The organism is Vibrio ulleungensis, from assembly GCF_016900875.1.
Taxonomy (GTDB): domain Bacteria; phylum Pseudomonadota; class Gammaproteobacteria; order Enterobacterales; family Vibrionaceae; genus Vibrio; species Vibrio ulleungensis.
Genome location: NZ_JAFEUM010000001.1, coordinates 297,928 through 317,711, shown reverse-complemented (window position 1 = coordinate 317,711; position 19,784 = coordinate 297,928). Strand labels below are relative to the sequence as shown.

Genomic DNA, 19,784 nt, shown 5'->3' with positions numbered 1-19,784 from the left:
TTACCCCTGGTAGTACGCGTAATCTGGATAGGTTTGGTCAAACTCTATGATTGGTATGTAACGCACACCCTCGCTAGAAATCTGCATCGCTATTGCGCCGTATTGAGGAGCAGAAAATACGCTGCCATCGCCAACGCCGGACTTGCGTAACGAGCCACCACCACCGCCACTCACCATGTAGGTTGTGCCGTCAAAGCTTTCTATCAGCTGCAAGTGATGATCATGCCCAGCCGCACAAAGGGTCACGTTATACTGCTTAGCCAATGCACCAATGGTGTCGACCAGATATTGATTGTCTTCATATTGTCCATACACACGTATTGGGTGGTGAGTGACAATGATTTTGTGGTCAGCTGTAGACTCGCGCAACTCTTTGTCCAGCCATGCGATTTGGTCCAGACAATAGCGGTTTTTAATAAACGGATACGAATCCAAGACATAGATATCGACGTTTAGATTGCTGTCGCTGATTTGAGTTTGCGTGACTTTAAAAAAGCGCGAGGGCATCGCCAGCACTTCACTATGTTGGTTCGCGAAATCGATCAGTGCTTGAGGGTCGCCATAATGATCATGATTACCCAGTGACCCAATCATAGGAATGTAGCTGCCATCAGACTTTGTCAGCCTTGGGTTGGCGTAGATATGTTCAAACTTCGTGTAGGCTTGGGGATCTTGAGCATCCAAAATGCCGTCAGGATAAATAATGTCGCCCGTATGGATCATAGCGTCCACTGGATACAGGGCGTGATAATCGGCGATGTTATCCGCCACTCTCTGCTGCTCGGCATTACCCATACCTGAGTCGCCCAAAATGACCAAATTTATGGTGTCATTGGGAAGCGGCAATAACTCATCGAGTGGGTTAAAATAACGGTCTAAGCCGAAGTTCCCTTCACCGGGCTCTAGGTAGTAATGTGCGGTGTTTTTAGCTTCATCACGAATATATTTACACCCAATAGCGAGTGGACTGAGAACAACAGGAAGCGTTGACAAACCTTTAAGAAGATCGCGTCGTTTCAAAGCGAAAATGACTCCAATGGATAAATCATCGGGCAGCTTAAATCACCAATCTGGATAGCGCACGACAAGTCACGATCACTCTATATTTACAGTGATCTTGCGTTAATTTAGGGTGCTATAGTAGCAACTTTAGCGAGCTGGTGCTGTACTGAAACTGTGCGATACAGTAAAAAATAATAACAAAAGGAGCTAGAGTAACTAATTGAAGTATTTAATTAATATTTTTGAGGCACAAAAGCTTGTTCTTCAATAGGGGCTCGAATGTAACCTTCTTTATTGAGCTCAGGTAAATCGATTGTATCGTACTCAATATCATTATAGTCAATTTGCGATAGCAGATGACTTATGCAATTAAGTCGAGCACGCTTTTTATCATCCGACGGAACCACCCACCAAGGAGAATGTTTAGTGTCGGTATAAGCAAACATTTTATCCTTAGCTTCGGAATATTCGGCCCAGCGATTACGAGATTCCAGATCCATCGGACTAAATTTCCATCGTTTCACCGGTGTTTTTATACGCTCCAGAAAACGTTTTTCTTGCTCTTCATCGGAGACCGAAAACCAATACTTAATCAAGATAATGCCAGAACGTTGCAACATACGTTCAAACTCAGGGCATGAGCGCAAAAACTCATCGTATTGCTCCTGCGTACAAAACTCCATCACCTTTTCAACACCGGCTCGGTTGTACCAACTGCGGTCGAATAACACGATCTCACCCGCGGACGGTAAATGCGCCACGTAGCGCTGAAAATACCACTGGGTTTTCTCTTTTTCTGTCGGTGCAGGAAGCGCGGCAATTCGGCATATACGCGGGTTGAGCTTTTCGGTGATCCGTTTGATCACTCCCCCTTTACCCGCAGCGTCTCTACCTTCAAACAAGACCACGACCTTAAGACCTTCTTGCTGCACCCATTGTTGCAGCTTCACCAGTTCGACATGAAGCTTGGCCAATTCCTTCTCATACAACTTTTTGTCTAACTTATTTCCCATACGCCTTTCCTCCTTGGCTTTTCAATATGTTAGCAGTTAGACCTGTATTTAGCCTGTCGCAGCAATCAATTTTGTGCGCACCTTATCTCATCGAAAATAGGCTCGGCAGAACACTTTAAACCCCAGTAACAAACAGGTACAGTGCCTTATCTTCCCCTTAAACACGATTGCTATGACTATCTCTACTACCATCATTACGGGCTTTTTAGGCAGCGGTAAAACTACCACCATTTTAAACTTACTCAATACCAAGCCCTCAAACGAAAAATGGGCGGTGTTAGTTAATGAATTTGGTGAAGTAGGCATAGATGGAGCATTGCTATCGGACTCTGGGGCGTTAATCAAAGAAGTGCCTGGAGGCTGTATGTGCTGCGCCGCAGGAGTGCCCACGTCGGTCGCACTTACCGCACTGCTGCGCCAACAACCCGACCGGCTGATTATCGAGCCAACCGGATTAGGACACCCAAAAGAGATTATTGCGCTATTAGAGTCGCCACAATTTGCGCCCTACCTCACGCTCAATGCGACCATTGCCTTGGTTGAAGCTAAACATTTAAGCATTCCGCGCTATGTAGAAAATGACAACTTTAACCAGCAACTGTCGGTTGCAGATATCGTCATTGCCAATAAAGCCGATCAAGCGACCGAGCAAGATCGTCAACGCTTTGAACAATGGGCCAAAGCGCAAACGCCACCTAAGCAGCACTACCAGTTCAGTGAGTATGGCAATTTGCCCCTTTCCTTACTGGATACGACTAGAGTTCTCGAAGACGCAGCGCATTCACAGGATCCGCACAATCATCACCATCATGATCACGCGCAGCAACAGCCGCAGTTTGAGTTAACTCCGCAACAGCGATATATCCGCAAGCAAAATCAAGCTCAAGGCTACTACAGCTGTGGTTGGGTATTTGGGGCGGAGTTGGTGTTTCCGTATCAATCCCTGTTTGATTCTCTGTCAGCTCTTCAATGCGAGCGGATTAAAGGCGTTATAAACACCGATGAGGGCTGTTTCTCATACAACAATGCTAAGGGTATGATCACCATAACGCCAATAACGCTCGAAGGCTTTGAAACACGTCTTGAGCTCATTCACTCTGCAGTACTCAATTGGGAAGAGATTGAACAAAATTTATGTCAGTTAGTCTCGCTGTAGCTGCGATTTTACGTAAACACAAAAAGACTCAAGCAGAGGCATAGGCGAATCGCAACAATATCGTTACAATGAATTTACTTTCACTCGACGATACTGCGCTTATGTCTGCTTTGGATCGCTTCCAACATCGCTTTGCTGATTTACCTAATGGGTTTTACACCCGCGTCACTCCACAACCACTGGAGGAATGTCAGTGGCTGATTTGGAACGGTGAACTTGCCTCTCAATTAGGTCTGCCAAGCACAGGGCCCACCGGTGAGTTGCAGCAGTTTTTGCTGGGTGAACTCAATACTGCTGAGCACCCCATTGTGGCGATGAAGTATGCCGGTCACCAGTTTGGCAGTTACAACCCAGATCTGGGTGATGGTCGAGGTATGCTATTAGGGGAATTGCCCGATCAGCATGGAACCTGTTTTGACATTCACCTCAAAGGCGCCGGACTGACGCCATACTCTAGGATGGGAGATGGCCGCGCGGTACTTCGTTCGACCATTCGCGAGTACTTAGGCAGTGAGGCCTTGGCAGGGCTCGGCGTTCCTACGACTCGCGCACTTGGCATGTTTAGTAGTCACACTCCGGTCTATCGCGAACAACAAGAAACCGGAGCCATGTTACTCAGGGCAACGGAAAGTCATATTCGCTTTGGCCATTTTGAGCACTTTTTTTATACTCAGCAAAATGACCATTTGCGTCTACTCGCCGACACTGTGATCCAGTGGTACTGGCCCGAATGTGTTCACCGAGAAAAACCCCATCTGGCGATGTTCGAGCGTATCATTGATGCCACAGCGTTGATGATTGCCCATTGGCAAACCAAAGGCTTTACCCACGGGGTAATGAATACCGACAACATGTCGATTTTGGGCCAAACTTTCGATTTTGGACCTTACGCCTTTATGGACGGCTTCTACCCTGAGTTCGTTCCCAATCATTCCGATTATCAAGGTCGCTATTCATTCTATCGACAACCCAGTATCGCTCTGTGGAATCTAAGTGCACTGGGCTATGCATTAACGCCTTTACTCGACAAACTAGATATTGAGCAATCCCTAGAGCAATTCTCTACGCTGTATCATGGTTACTTTGATCAGCAAATGTCATTAAAGCTTGGATTGGTCGATTGGCAACAAGATGATCGTGACAGAGTTCGCTCGTTACTGGATATCCTCACAAAAGAGCGCACCGACTATACTCGATTTATGCGCGAGCTTAGTCGTATCGACCAGCATGGGTTAACTCCAGTTACCGACCTATTTGTCGATAAAGACGCTATCTCTCAATGGTTGACAGAGTATCTAGCACGCTGTGAACACAACGTTGATGAGCACGGGAAAAACCTTGATGCTGCTGCGCGTTGTCAATCTATGCGAGCACACAACCCCAAATATGTACTTAGAAACTACCTAGCTCAGCAAGCTATTAGTCTCGCCGAAGCGGGCGACTTTAGTGAAGTTCATCGATTAGCAGAGCTGCTGAAACGCCCCTATGACGAACAACCAGAAAACCAGCATTACGCAAACCTACCGCCCCAATGGGCAGCAGACATAGAGATCAGCTGTTCGTCTTAACACACTCGGCAGAGCGTCACTGATGTATACGCACTATGCGCCACTTCATCAGTGACGACTAAACATAGAGTGCTGCAAAGGCTCAATCTTCACTTGGTTTCGCCCTTCACTTTTAACTTGGTAAAGTTGCCTATCAGCCTGCGCAATACTCACTTCCATCACTTCGTCAAAATGCGTAGATGCAGTTAATGGCAAAGATGGCTCTATGAGTACAGAGCCAATAGAGAGTGTAACGACACCAAAAGGCGCATTTCCGCTGTGAGTGATTTGTGCATTCTCTATCTCTTGATTAATTGCGTTAAGCCGCTGGGTTAACACCGCTTTAGAGCCCGCTTTAGCCAAGATAACAAACTCTTCTCCACCAAAACGAAACACCTCACCATATTCGCCAATACCCTCTTCAATAATGCTCGCAACCACGCATAAGGCGTTGTCACCATCGATATGCCCATAGGTATCGTTGTACGATTTAAATTGGTCTATATCGCACAACGAAATAGAGACAAACTCACCGTCTTGATGGCCACGAAGAATGAATTCGTGCGCAACTCGATTGTATTTGTGGCGCGAAGCAAGACCGGTGAGTGAATCTGTATCGGACAGTTTTTGCAGTACCCTCAGCTGATTATGAATTTTAACAATCAAACTGGAGTAAGCACGAGTAAGCTCACCAATTTCATCGTTACGCTTAGACATATTTAACTGAGCGGGATCTATTTGATGTATATCTTGCCTCATCGATTTTGCCAAAGATTTCAATGGTGATACGATCCAAACGGTAATGGCTGAAATCAATAAAATTGAAATAACGATTGCAACACAAGCTTCAATTAACAGATCCATCAGTAACGATTGCCTCATCGCGATAAGACCACTCGCGTCGACAACCGCCCATATTTCGCCACCATTTTTATTGGTTAACTCTAACGCTATATGCAGCACCGACTGTGTGGTATCCAGCGCATAGCCATTGGTGAAAAGGTTAGGCCGTGGCCACGCCAGCGACACTGATTGTGCAAGCTCTATACTTTGGCTTAGAGAGTCGATATCAGTAATCGATTTGTTGATCAAATAGTCCAGCTTTTTATGACGAACTTCATTGTCTTCCGCTGTCATAAGTTTTTGTTCTAAAAGGGTAGAAAGTGTTGCTTCAAGGTCGGATAGCTCTTGGGGTTCTATATCGGTGCGCCAAACCATGTCTTGGCCAGGCAAGTAACGCACCGAAACAGCTTCTTGTTGGTAGTCAGATACCCCAGCGACTTGCATAAACAACAAGTTTTCGATTCCAAAAATGGTGCTACGAGTGGTGGGCATCATTAAGTTAGCATAATTACGACCTGCCACACTGCCCGACAACAGGGTCATAAGCGATGTGTAAGAGCTCTTCGCTGAGGAAACTTGCTGGGAAATGCGAACGTCAAGTTCGCTGTGATAGCGTGAATAACTCATCCCTGCTATCACCACAGAAATCAGCAACAGATGCGAAACAAATAGCATCTGATTAATGGTTAACTTACCCCAAAGTCTCTCGTTCACATTCTATTACCTTTGTGAGTGATCAAGACTAGTTGGTATCGCCGTACACCTTCAGCACAGGTTCAGTACAGGTGCCGTTCTTACAGATGTCTTTGTAACGAGTGTGGCAACTGCTGCAAAATTGTGGCTCTAAAGCGGGATGGCTGGACGAAATATCCTGCCCTTGGCGATTATAACTACCGTAAATAGCTTCGCCTGCGATGTGCTCCGTCACCCAAATAATACCTTCAACTTCCGATACCGCGACTGCGGTGATGCCGTCGGTATAGGGGCCATGAGTTTTATACTGCTCTAGCTTTTCTGGATGCACGCGAATAGTCAATGGAGAGCCTTGACCATTATTGATCCAGCTGTAAGAGCTCACTGATTCTTGAATAAATAGAGACGTGTCTTCGGGTAACACCACATCGGCAGGTAGATTGACCGACTCTTTAACAACAGGCCATGTTTCCCACCCTTCAGGGTAGCTTGCCAAGGATGCTGCCAACGCATTTGTCACAAATAAAGTCATTGCTATTGCAGCTAACCTAAGACGAATACTTCCCATGCAAAATCCTTGTCATATTTTGTTACAGTCAAAATTAGGCGCAAAGTTGACCACATTCGGATGGAAAAATCCACATATTTTGGATTAGACCCAACAGTTGTATGCAACTAAATGCTTTAACGTCAACAGATTAAACAAGACGCTGTTTTTTAAGTTTTACGAGTCCATTGTGAAAGTGAAATACCCATGTGTAACTTGTCATCATAACCATCAGCAAGCTTATAGTAATCGGTTTGCCGGCCTTCCTCACTAAGCCCTGATTTTTGCAAAGCGCGGTAAGAGCCAACATTTTGCGCGTAACAATCGGCAGTGACTTTATGCGCACTTAACTCTGAGAAAGCAATCTCGATAAGCACCGTTGCCAAGCGTGTTGCAAGTCCCCTGCCCCAACTGGCATAGGGTAGCTGAAAGCCGACTTCGAAATTGCCCTCATGAAAGGCTACTGGTGTCAGTCCAGCCATTCCAATAAAGTCACCGTCTCGGTTTCTGGCCACTAGCAATAGATCGCTAGGCCATTCAGCTTGATCTTGCGCCTCTGCGCATTTATCAATGATGGGTTGAAAATATTGATGGTAAACCTCTACTGGAGAGGGGGCAAAAAACAGGTACTCAGTGACTCGCTCATCGGCGAGCATCTCTATCAAATCATCTAGATCTGTTTGCTTAACGAGAGTCACTATCACATCGTTATCTAAGACAACTGCATGACCTTGCTTTAGTAAATTAGCATCAACGATATTGGCCATTCACTTTACTCCTTGGGAAATCACTCCCTAGCATACTATTTTTTTGGCGATTAACGAGTTGCTCGCAGATTTACATTGTAAATAGGTACTCTGCTTGCCTTTTTATGACGACAAACGATAGACTTCTTGTCACGGACATGAATAACAAGAAAAGGAGGTCTATTATGTCGCTGTGGTGTTCCATCAACCCACACTTATTTGGTATAGACACTCGCTCAAGAGTTTTTGATATCGCACTGCGATAATCTCAGCTTGAGCGAACGATATATTTGGGCAAACCCCACCTAGAGGTCTCACCTCAAGCTCGTGAATTATTGTCAGTATAGACAACGGTGCTTTGCACCCTAAATTCTTGAGTTTATTATGAATACATTATTATCAGCACAATCCTTAGCACTGTCTCATTCTAGCGCTCCGCTATTTGAAGATGTCAGTTTCACCTTATCGACTGGCGACAAAATTGGGCTTATTGGCCACAACGGATGCGGCAAAAGTTCACTTCTAAAGCTACTCGCAAACCATAGTGAGCCTAGTCTAGGCCAACTTTCTGTCGCAAAACATTGCATCGTCAGTTACGTAGAGCAGCACTTACCCGATACATTACGTGGCCAAAGTGTCTTACAAGCTCTGTGCGACAAAACGGACCCAATGCAAGAATGGCAAGCAGAGCGCTTGCTCAATGAACTTGGCTTTGATCCTCGTGAGCAAGCTATGTCAGTTGAAAGTTGCAGCGGTGGTCAGCAAATGAGGTTGCTACTTGCAAGAGCAATCATTAATCAACCTGACCTGTTACTGCTTGATGAGCCAAGTAACCACTTAGATCTCCCGTCACTGCTCTGGCTTGAAGGCTTTCTTGATAGTTGGAAAGGCGCATTTGTACTGGTTTCCCACGATCAAAGAGTATTAGACAACACCACCAACACTAGCTGGATCATGCGAGATGCAACGCTCTATCACTTTGACTTGCCTTGCTCTGAGGCCAAACTTGCGCTCGAAGAACGAGATCGTACTGACGAGTTAAGGCATGCCAGTGAACAAAAAGAGATCGACCGCATTGAGAAAAGCGCCAAACGCCTCGCACAATGGGGAAAGGTGTACGACAACGAAGATTTAGCCCGAAAAGCAAAAACCATGATGGCTCGAAAAGAAAGACTGCAATCCCAACAGACGCAGTTAACTCAGGGTGCGCCATGGACACTCAGATTGCTTGGCGATGCGCTGCCCGCCAACAGACTGCTCGAGCTCAATCGCTATTTAGTCACCCCACCTGAGAGTGATTTTGAACTGTTTCAAACCGACCTGCAGCAGCTCAAAAGCGGCGATCGCATCGCGATTATGGGCGAAAATGGCAGCGGAAAATCATCTTTGCTAGAGCAGCTTTATTCTCAGTACTGTACGCAAGTAAACTCGGTTCCAGACGATCCAGTACGTTTTCACCCATCGATTAAGCTAGGCTATTACGATCAATCGCTTAGACAGTTACGTGACCATCATTCGCTAAGCGATGCGTTGATTCAGTTTGCGTCCATTAACGATGATGACCGAAAACATGCACTCATCAGCGCCGGATTTGAATATGCAAGGCATGGGCAAACTGTCTCCTCTTTAAGCGGCGGAGAGCGTGCGCGACTACTGTTTATTGGTTTATCGTTGGCTCGTTATCAACTGGTCTTTCTGGATGAGCCCACTAACCACCTCGATATGCATGGGAAGCAGGAGCTAAGTGCAACACTCAACGACTATTTGGGTGGAGCAATGATTGTCAGTCACGATAGAGAGTTAATCGAATCGAGCTGCAATCGATTTTGGGTAATTCACAACAAACAGCTCCATGAAGTACCTGATGCCGATCGCGCCTATGAGTTGATGAGTGGTGGAGGGTTCGATCAAAAACAGAAACATTACGCTCATGATGAAGCTCAGCTTACGAATCAAAGCGCTGTTGAGGGTGAGCTATCTGAAGAGCAGAAGCTAGAGCGGCTTATCGAACTTGAAGCTTTGCTTGAAGCAGACAGTGCTCGTAAGCCAAAGCATCAAAAGCCAGCGATGCAAAAAATGTGGCGACAAGAGATAGACCAGTTGTCAGCTCAACTTTAATAAGGTATTAGCAAAAAAAAGCCCAAATGTTCTATCTCATTTGGGCTTTTCTTAATGATTAAGCTTCGTTAAAACTAGACTGTCGCCACTACATCTTCAAGTGCAAGGCGCGCTTTAGGAAGACCGTGATTGTAGTCTTCACCGTCTTTGTGGTAACCCATAGAAAGCGCCACAGTACAGATGTGTCCATCCAATTCCTTTTCAAACGCTTGACCGATGAGTTCGCTGTCTACACCTTCCATCGGAGTAGAGGCGATGCCTAAGCGAGCCAAAACATGCAATAGGTTTCCAAGCGCGAGGTAAGACTGCGCTTTTGTCCACTCACCATTGTGTCCATGTTCATCGGTGTTTGCATCAGCAAACGCGTAGGCACCCATAAATTGGTCATACATCTCTGCTGGCAAGTGGCCAGATGCAACTTCTGCATCTACACGCTTAGCAAATTTCTCTTTAGTAAACTTAGGATCGTAAGCAAACAAAATAGTGTGTGACGCTTCTTTAGCGTGAGGCTGGTTAAACTGGTGCATGCGAGAAAAAGTATCGTGAAATCGCTGCTTGGCTTCGTCACTTTCTACCACAACAAACTTCCAAGGTTGAGAGTTAATTGACGAGGCAGACAGGCGCAACGCTTCTTTGATCACGGCCATATCGTCGGCAGAAATGCGTTTCTCAGCATCGTATTTTTTAGCAGTATAACGGGTATTTAAATCTTTGATGATTGGGTGAGTCATAGTTGAATCCTCTAGTAAATTACGCCCTAACGCACGACTTTGTCTGCTGTGCCTAGTTGATGAAGGACATAGTACGCTTTTTGATTGCGACCACAATATGTCACCCAAATGAATCACTTTCAATATTTCGTTGATAATCAGATCACCACCAATTGAGTAAACGTGAACTTGTTTACAGTATGCGTAATCAACACTTTCTATAGTGGATGCAGCTTCCTACCGTCACCCTAAATAGAGCTTATTATGCGACTCTTGGTTAAATTGTGTTTTGCACTTACTTTTTCAGTCTCTGCAGGTGCGAGCGAATACCCTCTTCCAACAGGCGAAGAATGGCTCACGCACGCTCAGCAAGGACTGGCCCCGTATTGGTTGATGCCTGAGGCGCAAGGTGAACCGGTAGGCAACTTTCCTACCTTTCGGTGTGACGATGGATCGTTGATGAAGCTACAACAACTATGTTCTGAGCTAAAGCAAGGGTGGATGGAGCCTCACTACGCACGTGAGTACACTCGGATGAAATCGCGGCAAACATACGCGTACGGCGTTTTATTCCATCTCACCGGCGATCCACAAGCACTTAAACTTGCAAAAGCGGGGGTCGATTACTTATTAAGTGAGTTACGTGATATAGAAAATGGTGGCTTTTACAGCTTTACCATCAACGGCAATCCTGGCTTAGAGTGGACACAGCGCACCTCTCAAGATCTGTCTTACGCCCTGGTCGGTTTGGCTATGTACTACTACCTTACTCGCGACAAAGAGGTGGAAAAGGTTCTTATAGACACTCAAGCTTTTATCTTTGAGCACTATAAAGACATTGAACTTAACGAGCTCAAATGGGTCATTAAAAACGGCGATGGGCAAAGCAACCATCAACGAGAGCTCGTTGCCCAATTGGATCAAATTAACGCTTACATGCTGTTAGTGACACCTCTGCTACCAGAGCCTTTCCAGTCTCAATGGCGCAGCGATTTAGATTGGTTAATCGAGAGTATGATCGACAACTACTATAGCGCCGAGGACAATCGATTTTACGGCGCAATTCACGATAAGTTCGCGAAGCAGCAGAGCGCTCGCCATAACGATTATGGACACACCGTTAAAGCGTTTTGGATGACGTATTTGTCGGGAAGGATGCTAGATAATGGAGGATTTGAAGAACTCGGGTGGCAAGGACTCAAGTACATAACCGATGCAGCGGCGAGTACCGCGCTAATCTATCAGGTGGACCGCTACTTCTCGGACGAGCTTAAACTGCGATGGAAAGGACTGCGACAGATACCAATATGGATCAGTGGCCCTTACGACTACAGTGTATCTTCATGGCAATGGGCGGAGCTCGCTCAAGCCAGTATGACATTACATATGCTTGAAGGTAGTCAAACCAAGCATCTTCACTACACACACAACCTGTATTTTGACGCTTGGGTGGACCATGAATTTGGTGGTGTTGGGATGTCGCCAAAATCGGTCAAAGCTTTTCATTGGGGTAATGGCTATCACCAGTTCGAACATGCATTAGTCGGCTACTTATCTGCTCAGCAGCACTACAATCAACCTGCAACACTTCATTATGCATTACCACTAACCGATGATTTAGCGGTGTCACCCTATTACTATCAGGCTAAGACCCAAGCTAAAACACAAATAGGTACCGACCAGGTACCTATTTTAAAAGTCGAATTTATCGACGTCACACCATAGTAGCAAGAGTAAACCCACGCACTGCCAAGGACTGCATTGCTGCTGTCGGTTACTTGGCAGTTGTAAATAGCGTAGAGTTAGCGGCCTAGCATTCGGCTAATTGTGCCATCTTTATCGATAAACTGATGCTTAATCGCGCCGGCAAGGTGGACCAATAGCAGTAAAATGATCACGTTAACCGCACTATGGTGCACGGTACTTCCTACGCTCTGCAACCACTCAATTTTATCGCCTGCAGCAATTAGCTCGAACCCAAAGACTTCAAGTGCTCTACCGCCACCGCTACTCATCATAATTCCCGAGATTGGCATGGCCAATGTGGCCAATAGCAGTAAGTGGTGGGTCGATTTTGCAGCGATTTCTTGCCATCGAGGAGCTTGTGACAAAGGAGGCAGCGCCCCTTCTTTAAAGCGCCAAGCAATACGAGCAAGCGCAATCACCAACACAATAACCCCAAAGGATTTATGATTAGCAAGTAACTCAAACTTTTCCGCGCCTCTTGGCATATTTTCGACAATTTTACCGACGACTAGTGTGCCAATGAACAAAATCGCGGTGAGCCAGTGAAACAAGATAGTTGGTTTAGAAAGTTTTTTCACAGTTTCCTGTCCTATTACTAGTTAATCTGCGCATAGCGTACTTCTAAGTAAGCTTTTTGGCGATAGAAACAGTGTAAATCTGTGTAAAGTGCACCTTCAAGTGACTCATTTAATTAATTTATATAAAGAAAACCAGTAAAAGTAAGCACTTAAACGAAACTCGTCCATGAGTCGTATCCAGTTAAGTCCTTAAAGACTAATAATGCAACGTAGCAGTAAAGTTAATTAATGGAGTGTTTACTTTGTATCCATAGATTTATCCAACATTACTGATTTCTTTAGTTGCGATATTGGGCGCGCTGCCAGATACCCATTTTCTCGACCATTTGATCGATTGAAAATGATCCTGGCACTTGTCTCGGCGGGAACGCTTTAAAGGTTTGCAGGTATTCTAAGGTATAAGCAGCGCCTAAATACATGTAGGGTAGGTGCTCGACAAACCACTGGTCATATTCTCCGGCCTCTTCCACCGCTATCTCGTATGGATCTTGGCGCAAGTTGTAGATATAAGGTGTACGCAACTCGTCAAATTGGCACATCCAGGTTTCCAATCCGTGGCAGTTATTGACTGTATAGACGATTTTCCAATCACCAATGCGGACCGCCGAAATGTGGCCATCATCAGCGGCATAGACAAATCCCTTACGTGGCCAGTTCGAATTATTGTATTGAGCACTACTCTTGCCTTCTTTAAGCGCGGGCAAAATGTTGTATCCATCAAGATGAACCTTGTAGTCACGCCCATTAATGGTAGTACCTTTCACAAGATCTTCGTTTAAAGAGTCATTGCCTGCTGCAGCCAAGAATGTTGGTGCCCAATCGTTGTGCGCGGTGATCTCATTGACTACTTGTCCGGCTTTGATGCCATTAGGCCAACGTACCATGGCAGGAACTCGCATTCCTCCTTCCCAGGTTGAGTTCTTTTCTCCACGAAAACGCGATGTACCACCATCAGGCCAAGACCACTTTTCGGCGCCATTATCCGTGGTATAAAGGACTATGGTGTTATCCGCGATATCCAATTGGTCCAGCTTGTCCAATAGTGTGCCGACCATATTGTCATGCTCCACCATCCCATCACCGTACAATCCACCGCGTTGTGATAATCCTTTAGACTCTTCTTTAAGATGCGTCCACACATGCATGCGGGTTGCGTTAAACCATACGAAGAAAGGCTTGTTCTGCTCATGAGCTTTATCAATGAACGTTAGCGACGCATCTAGGAACTCTTCGTCGACCGTTTCCATACGTTTAATGGTGAGCGGCCCTGTGTCTTCGATTCGCCCGTCGGCAAAGGAATGAATCACACCACGAGGACCAAATTTCTTCTTAAACTCAGGATCTTTAGGGTAATCCGGATGCTCTGGCTCTTCCTCTGCATTTAGGTGGTAAAGATTGCCAAAAAATTCGTCAAAGCCGTGCTCTGTCGGCAAATGCTCATCCAAGTCGCCTAAATGGTTTTTGCCAAATTGCCCCGTCATATAGCCATAGTCTTTGAGCATAGTCGCGATGGTAGGATCTTCAGCGCGCATTCCTTGTGTCGCACCCGGCATACCTACTTTTGTCAGCCCGGTTCGCATTGGGTGCTGACCGGTAATAAATGCGGATCGGCCTGCAGTACAAGATTGTTCGCCGTAGTAGTCGGTAAACAGCGCGCCTTCATTAGCGATTCGATCGATATTGGGCGTCCAATGCCCTGCCTGTCCTCGTGTATATGCGCTGATATTGTCGATACCAATATCATCACCCCATATAGCAATAATGTTAGGACGAGTCGTATCGGTCGTCGCTATTGCTGGTATAGCGGTTGTGCAGGCCAACGCTGCAAGCGCAAATTTGACCGTAGAGTGGTGTTTAAACATGTGTTAAACCTTAAGTTAGAAACAGGGAGACTTACGGACACATTATTTAACACCAGCTTTAAGTGAGTAATCAGTATATTTACTGCTTTATTTGCTATGAGATAACACCATACTGACCGTCTCTCAATTATGGACGATTGTTTGCTTTGCAAGGCAGCGTTACACGTCGACATTCCAAATTGAAAGAGAGAAGCCAGTATGCCTATTGCTCAACAGACGATCCTACCTGTATCCGACTGGAATCCATCAAGCCAAAGTTTTGAACAGCTGATGATAGCCCAAGCTCATCAGATCAATCGCGCAGCGCCAAACCAATTTATTGAGGTTCTAAAAGCTCTTTCTCTAGAAGCAATGGAGTGGTTTAAACTCGATAGGATCACCCTATTTCCTAACTCAATGCTGCTCCTAAATGATGGTCGAACACTCACCACCGCTCGGACAGGTCACCGTCAGCTCGACATTAATAACTATCTACGCAGTAATTACAAAGAGTACTTGGATCTATTAAGAAGCAGGCAGCCGTGGCAGTATTTTAACCAAGATCAGTTAAGACAATCGCAACTCTCCACGCTCAACTTCGTGTATGAAGAAGGGGCCTTTTCCATGGAATTATCCGTTTAGAAATGTTTGGTCAAACTTGGGGGGCCATTTCATTCTCACGCTTTACAGATGAACACAGTGACTTCAGTGAGCAGGACTTTCAACGACTAAAAACTGCTAAGCGACCGATGGCTTTCCTACTGGCAGCATGCGACCATAAGCTTAGGCTTAACTCAAGGTACAAAGGCAACATCTGATGAGTCAGATAAACTCTTAAGGCTATCCATAAAACAATGTTCAGTGCTCGCGCTTTTGGCTCAGGGCAACACGGCAAAACAGTGTGCAGAAAAGCTGTTTCTGAGTCCTAGAACAATAGAGTCGCACAAATACCGTATGTTAGACATTTTAGAGCTGGATAATCATACCGAATTGGTGCGCTTTGCGATGCGTAATGGCCTTGGCTTAGAGTCTCAATCGAAAAGGGTTTAGGCTTTAACCAATTGGGCACGGGCAACCACATACAGACTTCCAACAATCGATAGCAGTGCAGACGACATTAACAACCACATAGGGTTGTCTATTTTTAGTAGTTGAACGGCAATACACGCAGCGACGAGAGGACAATTTACTCCAATCGCCCATTTGGCGTTGATGTCTATTTTCACTTGCTGGCTACACTGAGGGCAGTAGCGATGGCGCGTGTCAGATCGCGGCTGCACACCGTACTTATGAGTCTTGCTTAATCGACTTGCAGTGAGTCTAAACCCACATTTGGGGCACAGTTTTTCGAACATCCTTGTTCCATTTTTAGGTTCGGCTGAACTTAGCGCGACAACTCAACTGCGCAATACGACGGTATGAGAATAGTGTACCGCCACACCCAAGGTGTTCACAAAACTGAGAATTGGAATAAAGATGCCATAGCGATTGATGCACCCATCACTTTTTTAACCAAAACTGTATGGCTTCAAACTAAAAACGCCTACCTCAACAGCGTTAATACCAACCAAAGCAATTAACTGATCATTCTTGCTTGTTAAAATCGCTAATAGCGGCGTTAAAGATTTTGTAGGTAGAACAACTATCTACGGCAATCTTTGCCTTGCTCTTAGCGATTTTACCAGCGCAATTTTCTGACCAGTTAATTACTTCGATTGGTATAAGATAGGCGTTACCATCCATTTGTAAAACTAGAATAAAAATCGTGTTTCCATACCAACAGAAGTAGAGTCAGGTGCATCCCCTCCTGCAACATAGTCGGCGATAACCCCCAATCCAAAGTGCGTATTGAAGTAATAATCGGCGTTACTAGATAGAGTCATACTGGTGTTATCAAAGCTATTGCTAAGTCCAAGACCGACACCTGCTTCCCAATGGTCACCAAAACCTTGGCGCAGCTCAACATCGCCACCATAAACAAAGTCGTTATCTGAATATGTTTTGTTTAGGTTTTCAAATTTTACTTTTTGCCATGCATACCCTAAATCGGCACCTACTAAAACATCGGTGTTTTGCGCAACGGCAAATCGGTATTTTAGTGACGCGTCGATTTGGTCACTATCGAAATCCGTGTCTTCGAAATAAGAGTTATTACTGGCGCTAGTACCTTTATATTGACTGCCTACTATCCAGTGTTCTGAAAGCATATTTTCGCCTCCACCCGTTAAGGCTACACCCGTAGAGTCAGCGCCGTCCATCGAAAAGCCTTGGACCCCTAGTTGGGCGTAATTGTAATTCACTGGAGTACTATTATCTCGATAACGCTCTGTCGCAGCCTGCGCAGAAAAAGCGGCTAAGGTTGCAGTACCAAGCATCAAGGCAAGAACGGTAAAACGAAATGAAGTAGTGGCTGTACGCGCAGAAGGTGAAATTGCGGTCATGATTCGGTTCCTCACACAAAGAGTGAAAAGAGTCACTGCTCATCAAAGAGTGAGTAGGAGGGCTCCGTAATGTCCTTTTAATTTACGCCCTCTCATCGCCACTAGCAATCACTTGATAAGACCGTTTCGTAATATTATTACGTAATTTAATTCCAACATTAACTATAAAGGCAATTTTTCAGCCCATTTCAATGTTATTTACATACAAAAAAGCCTGAAGGATAACCTTCTGGCTTTTTACAACTGATTCAATTATCGAATCAATTAAGTGTTACTGCTGTGCAAGCTCTGGCTTATCGCCGCTACGAGATGCATTGATGAGCAATATACCGACTGTCAGTACAATCGAACCACACAACAAGAACAGTAGACGACCTGTTGGCTCATTTGGAATCAGTGCCATTGCAAGGATACCAAAGCCAGCGGTGCTGATAAGTTTACCAAGCATGCCACGCTGTTTTGTGTCTAGGTTAGCTTGTTCTTCACTGTCTGCGATTACTGGAGTATTCCAATTCTCAAACAGTTTATCGACTTCTTTCTCACGCTCTGGTGACAGACCTTTGTAGAAGCGAGTTGTCATTAGGAAGTAACCACCCGTAATCACTACGTGCGCTGCCAAGCTTAGACCCACTTTCAAGTCAGACCATTCGCGACGAGTTAGTTCGTGCTCAAGACCAAATAGGCTTTCGATATGACCCGCTGTTAGTGCAATACCGAATACGTAAGAGACGATACCACCGACAACTAGCGTTGACCAACCTGCCCAATCTGGAGTCTTGCGTACCCACATACCAAGCAGTACAGGGATAAGCATTGGGAAGCCAATCAATGCGCCGACGTTTAGTACGATGTCAAACAGACTTAGGTGGCGCAGCGAGTTAATAAACAGACCGATACCAATGATGATAATACCCATCATGATCGTGGTGAACTTACTCACTACAACCAATTCTTTTTGTGTCGCTTGAGGACGTAGAATAGGTGTATAGAAGTTAACAACGAAAATACCAGCGTTACGGTTTAGACCCGAGTCCATAGAAGACATGGTCGCAGCAAACATTGCTGACATAAGTAAACCAACCATACCTGCTGGCATTACGTTTTGAACAAACGCAAGGTAAGCAGCATCACCGGCTTTATCACCCATTGATGCGTATTGGTCAGCAAATTCTGGCATGAACGCACTTACGTACCATGGTGGTAGGAACCAAATCAGTGGACCAACAATCATCAGCACACAAGCAAGACCTGCTGCTTTACGTGCATTGTTACTATCTTTTGCACATAGGTAGCGGTATGCGTTGATGCTGTTGTTCATTACACCGAACTGCTTAACGAAGATGAACACAACCCAAAGAATGAAGATGCTCACATAGTTAAGGTTGTTACCGACTAGGAAGTCGCCATCGAAGTTAGCAACAATATTGCCAATGCCGCCACCGTGGAAGTAAGCCGCTACCGCACAGGTAATGGTTACAGCCATGATCACAAGCATCTGCATAAAGTCTGACGCGATAACCGCCCAAGAACCACCTGTAACCGCCATAAGCATAAGCACTAGGCCAGTTACCACAATTGTGGCTTCCATAGGAATGTTAAATACTGCAGCTACAAAGATTGCAAGACCGTTTAGCCATACACCCGCTGAAATTAAGCTGTCTGGCATGCCCGCCCAAGTGTAAAACTGTTCTGATGTTTTACCAAAGCGTTGACGGATAGCTTCAATTGCCGTTACAACACGAAGTTGGCGGAATTTTGGCGCAAAATAGATGTAGTTCATGAAGTAGCCAAACGCGTTGGCCAAGAATAGGATAACTACAACGAAACCATCGCTGAAGGCGCGTCCTGCGGCTCCCGTAAACGTCCATGCTGAAAATTGAGTCATGAAGGCGGTAGCACCTACCATCCACCATAACATCTTACCGCCTCCTCGGAAGTAGTCACTGGTCGATGTCGTGAACTTACGGAACATCCAACCAATAGCTACTAAGAAGAAGAAGTAGACAAGCACAACTAAAGTATCAATAGTCATCTTTCAGCCCTTAATAATTAACATTTTGATGAAGCCTAGCTTACCTGCGACTCCACGCCATTTGTACTACAATATGCCTTTTATGTGATCTAGAACAAGGGTTATTTACCGCCTAAAATCACACCAAAGGCACGCAATGCCTAGTCCCGAAGCATAACACCTTGTTTCAAAACATAATATAGGAAAATTCAAAAATTACTTTTGTATTACAAATAGATTTATGCGTTCAAATTGACAATTAGCTGACAATCACCCACTCAACGTTCGCTAAACACTTTTTAAATCATTAAAATACAAAGGGTTAATACAAATTCGCACTCTCAATGCCGATATTACATTGCTCATTAATCCGCAGTATTACCTGCTGAATTAACAAATAACATCCGCCTATAAAAGTGACAAAATCCCATATCAATACCCCTAAGCAGCAATTAATAGCGTAAATAGACCTTATTTGTACTATTTAAACATCAGTATTGCCAAGATTACAGAATGCTATTTTGTCTTACAATTATAGAGAGTACAGATATCCAAACATAGCCTCGTAACAAATTGTTACAAACTGAGCACAGTAGAGAGTAGCCTATAACGGGAAAAAATGTGCATTGAGTTTAGTAGCAAATTGCTGTCAAAAGGCATTTGTGTGAATCGCGAACGTTGGGCGTGTACTCATTGATGGCTAATGACAGCACTCACCAGCCGTGAGACTTTCTAGCAGCAAGTCTCACCCGAAACTGTTGCACATTACCCTTCGCTTCATTGAGGCGTGTC

At 45.1% G+C, this 19,784-nt stretch carries 17 protein-coding genes; 6 read left to right on the top strand and 11 right to left on the bottom strand.

The genetic code is table 11. The features are described 5' to 3' along the window. Window positions 1–1,020 carry a metallophosphoesterase gene (locus tag JQC93_RS01650; protein WP_205156726.1) on the bottom strand — a complete coding sequence of 340 codons (1,020 nt, stop codon included), beginning with the start codon at window positions 1,018–1,020 and terminating at the stop codon, window positions 1–3. A gap of 215 nt (window positions 1,021–1,235) precedes the next feature. Further along, the gene (gene ppk2 / locus JQC93_RS01645; RefSeq protein ID WP_205156725.1) at window positions 1,236–2,015 is read right to left on the bottom strand and encodes a polyphosphate kinase 2; all 780 of its coding nucleotides are present in this window, start codon (window positions 2,013–2,015) and stop codon (window positions 1,236–1,238) included. 166 nt (window positions 2,016–2,181) lie between these two features. Between ppk2 and JQC93_RS01640 the strand changes: the two genes are divergently transcribed. Beyond that, window positions 2,182–3,171 carry a CobW family GTP-binding protein gene (locus JQC93_RS01640; RefSeq protein WP_408068584.1) on the top strand — a complete coding sequence of 330 codons (990 nt, stop codon included), beginning with the start codon at window positions 2,182–2,184 and terminating at the stop codon, window positions 3,169–3,171. 101 nt (window positions 3,172–3,272) lie between these two features. Beyond that, window positions 3,273–4,739 carry a protein adenylyltransferase SelO gene (locus JQC93_RS01635; protein ID WP_205157356.1) on the top strand — a complete coding sequence of 489 codons (1,467 nt, stop codon included), beginning with the start codon at window positions 3,273–3,275 and terminating at the stop codon, window positions 4,737–4,739. 48 nt (window positions 4,740–4,787) lie between these two features. On the opposite strand, the gene JQC93_RS20430 is transcribed toward JQC93_RS01635, so the two are convergent. The 3 genes from JQC93_RS20430 to JQC93_RS01620 all read right to left on the bottom strand — a co-directional run bounded on the left by JQC93_RS20430 (window position 4,788) and on the right by JQC93_RS01620 (window position 7,568). Continuing rightward, window positions 4,788–6,275 carry a GGDEF domain-containing protein gene (locus JQC93_RS20430; protein WP_205156723.1) on the bottom strand — a complete coding sequence of 496 codons (1,488 nt, stop codon included), beginning with the start codon at window positions 6,273–6,275 and terminating at the stop codon, window positions 4,788–4,790. Window positions 6,276–6,303: 28 nt separating this feature from the next. Next, the gene (locus JQC93_RS01625) at window positions 6,304–6,822 is read right to left on the bottom strand and encodes a hypothetical protein (RefSeq protein WP_408068578.1); all 519 of its coding nucleotides are present in this window, start codon (window positions 6,820–6,822) and stop codon (window positions 6,304–6,306) included. Between the two features lie 149 nt (window positions 6,823–6,971). Continuing rightward, the gene (locus JQC93_RS01620; RefSeq protein WP_205156722.1) at window positions 6,972–7,568 is read right to left on the bottom strand and encodes a GNAT family N-acetyltransferase; all 597 of its coding nucleotides are present in this window, start codon (window positions 7,566–7,568) and stop codon (window positions 6,972–6,974) included. Window positions 7,569–7,931: 363 nt separating this feature from the next. On the opposite strand from JQC93_RS01620, the gene JQC93_RS01615 reads away from it, so the two are divergent. After that, window positions 7,932–9,665, top strand: coding sequence for an ABC-F family ATP-binding cassette domain-containing protein (locus JQC93_RS01615; protein WP_205156721.1), 1,734 nt, complete (start codon window positions 7,932–7,934; stop codon window positions 9,663–9,665). A 74-nt stretch (window positions 9,666–9,739) separates the two neighbouring features. On the opposite strand, the gene JQC93_RS01610 is transcribed toward JQC93_RS01615, so the two are convergent. Beyond that, window positions 9,740–10,396 (bottom strand): NAD(P)H-dependent oxidoreductase, encoded by a 657-nt coding sequence (locus JQC93_RS01610; protein ID WP_205156720.1) that lies wholly within the window; start codon window positions 10,394–10,396, stop codon window positions 9,740–9,742. A gap of 243 nt (window positions 10,397–10,639) precedes the next feature. Between JQC93_RS01610 and JQC93_RS01605 the strand changes: the two genes are divergently transcribed. Then, window positions 10,640–12,100, top strand: coding sequence for an AGE family epimerase/isomerase (locus JQC93_RS01605; protein WP_205156719.1), 1,461 nt, complete (start codon window positions 10,640–10,642; stop codon window positions 12,098–12,100). A 77-nt stretch (window positions 12,101–12,177) separates the two neighbouring features. Here JQC93_RS01605 and JQC93_RS01600 read toward each other — a convergent pair whose 3' ends face one another. Together JQC93_RS01600 and JQC93_RS01595 are read right to left on the bottom strand one after the other, a co-directional pair. Next, window positions 12,178–12,699, bottom strand: a complete 522-nt coding sequence (locus tag JQC93_RS01600; RefSeq protein ID WP_205156718.1) for a cytochrome b — start codon at window positions 12,697–12,699, stop codon at window positions 12,178–12,180. A gap of 278 nt (window positions 12,700–12,977) precedes the next feature. Further along, window positions 12,978–14,561, bottom strand: coding sequence for an arylsulfatase (locus tag JQC93_RS01595; RefSeq protein WP_205156717.1), 1,584 nt, complete (start codon window positions 14,559–14,561; stop codon window positions 12,978–12,980). Between the two features lie 198 nt (window positions 14,562–14,759). Between JQC93_RS01595 and JQC93_RS01590 the strand changes: the two genes are divergently transcribed. Beyond that, entirely contained in the window at window positions 14,760–15,182 is a 423-nt protein-coding gene (locus JQC93_RS01590; protein WP_205156716.1) for a hypothetical protein, read from the top strand. 93 nt (window positions 15,183–15,275) lie between these two features. Then, on the top strand, window positions 15,276–15,590 hold the full coding sequence (locus JQC93_RS20485) for a response regulator transcription factor (RefSeq protein WP_408068583.1): 315 nt from the start codon (window positions 15,276–15,278) through the stop codon (window positions 15,588–15,590). Here the strand turns inward: JQC93_RS20485 and JQC93_RS01580 are convergent. The 3 genes from JQC93_RS01580 to JQC93_RS01570 form a co-directional block, all read right to left on the bottom strand. Next, window positions 15,587–15,895: a hypothetical protein gene (locus tag JQC93_RS01580; protein WP_205156714.1), complete on the bottom strand. Its 309-nt coding sequence runs from the start codon at window positions 15,893–15,895 to the stop codon at window positions 15,587–15,589. The two genes, JQC93_RS20485 and JQC93_RS01580, sit on opposite strands and share 4 nt — an antisense overlap. 396 nt (window positions 15,896–16,291) lie before the next feature. Further along, window positions 16,292–16,981, bottom strand: coding sequence for an outer membrane beta-barrel protein (locus JQC93_RS01575; RefSeq protein WP_205156713.1), 690 nt, complete (start codon window positions 16,979–16,981; stop codon window positions 16,292–16,294). A 271-nt stretch (window positions 16,982–17,252) separates the two neighbouring features. Next, a complete protein-coding gene (locus tag JQC93_RS01570) occupies window positions 17,253–19,013 on the bottom strand; it encodes a sodium:solute symporter family transporter (RefSeq protein ID WP_205156712.1) in 1,761 nt (586 codons plus the stop codon). Window positions 19,014–19,784: the final 771 nt, after the last annotated feature.

What these genes read in the sequence shown, in the direction of transcription:
- ppk2 (WP_205156725.1), bottom strand. Translation starts at nt 2,015, where the DNA reads ATGGGAAATAAGTTAGACAAAAAGTTGTATGAGAAGGAATTGGCCAAG.
- JQC93_RS01635 (WP_205157356.1), top strand. Translation starts at nt 3,273, where the DNA reads ATGTCTGCTTTGGATCGCTTCCAACATCGCTTTGCTGATTTACCTAAT.
- JQC93_RS01625 (WP_408068578.1), bottom strand. Translation starts at nt 6,822, where the DNA reads ATGGGAAGTATTCGTCTTAGGTTAGCTGCAATAGCAATGACTTTATTT.
- JQC93_RS01620 (WP_205156722.1), bottom strand. Translation starts at nt 7,568, where the DNA reads ATGGCCAATATCGTTGATGCTAATTTACTAAAGCAAGGTCATGCAGTT.
- JQC93_RS01615 (WP_205156721.1), top strand. Translation starts at nt 7,932, where the DNA reads ATGAATACATTATTATCAGCACAATCCTTAGCACTGTCTCATTCTAGC.
- JQC93_RS01610 (WP_205156720.1), bottom strand. Translation starts at nt 10,396, where the DNA reads ATGACTCACCCAATCATCAAAGATTTAAATACCCGTTATACTGCTAAA.
- JQC93_RS01605 (WP_205156719.1), top strand. Translation starts at nt 10,640, where the DNA reads ATGCGACTCTTGGTTAAATTGTGTTTTGCACTTACTTTTTCAGTCTCT.
- JQC93_RS01595 (WP_205156717.1), bottom strand. Translation starts at nt 14,561, where the DNA reads ATGTTTAAACACCACTCTACGGTCAAATTTGCGCTTGCAGCGTTGGCC.
- JQC93_RS01590 (WP_205156716.1), top strand. Translation starts at nt 14,760, where the DNA reads ATGCCTATTGCTCAACAGACGATCCTACCTGTATCCGACTGGAATCCA.
- JQC93_RS01580 (WP_205156714.1), bottom strand. Translation starts at nt 15,895, where the DNA reads ATGTTCGAAAAACTGTGCCCCAAATGTGGGTTTAGACTCACTGCAAGT.
- JQC93_RS01575 (WP_205156713.1), bottom strand. Translation starts at nt 16,981, where the DNA reads ATGACCGCAATTTCACCTTCTGCGCGTACAGCCACTACTTCATTTCGT.
- JQC93_RS01570 (WP_205156712.1), bottom strand. Translation starts at nt 19,013, where the DNA reads ATGACTATTGATACTTTAGTTGTGCTTGTCTACTTCTTCTTCTTAGTA.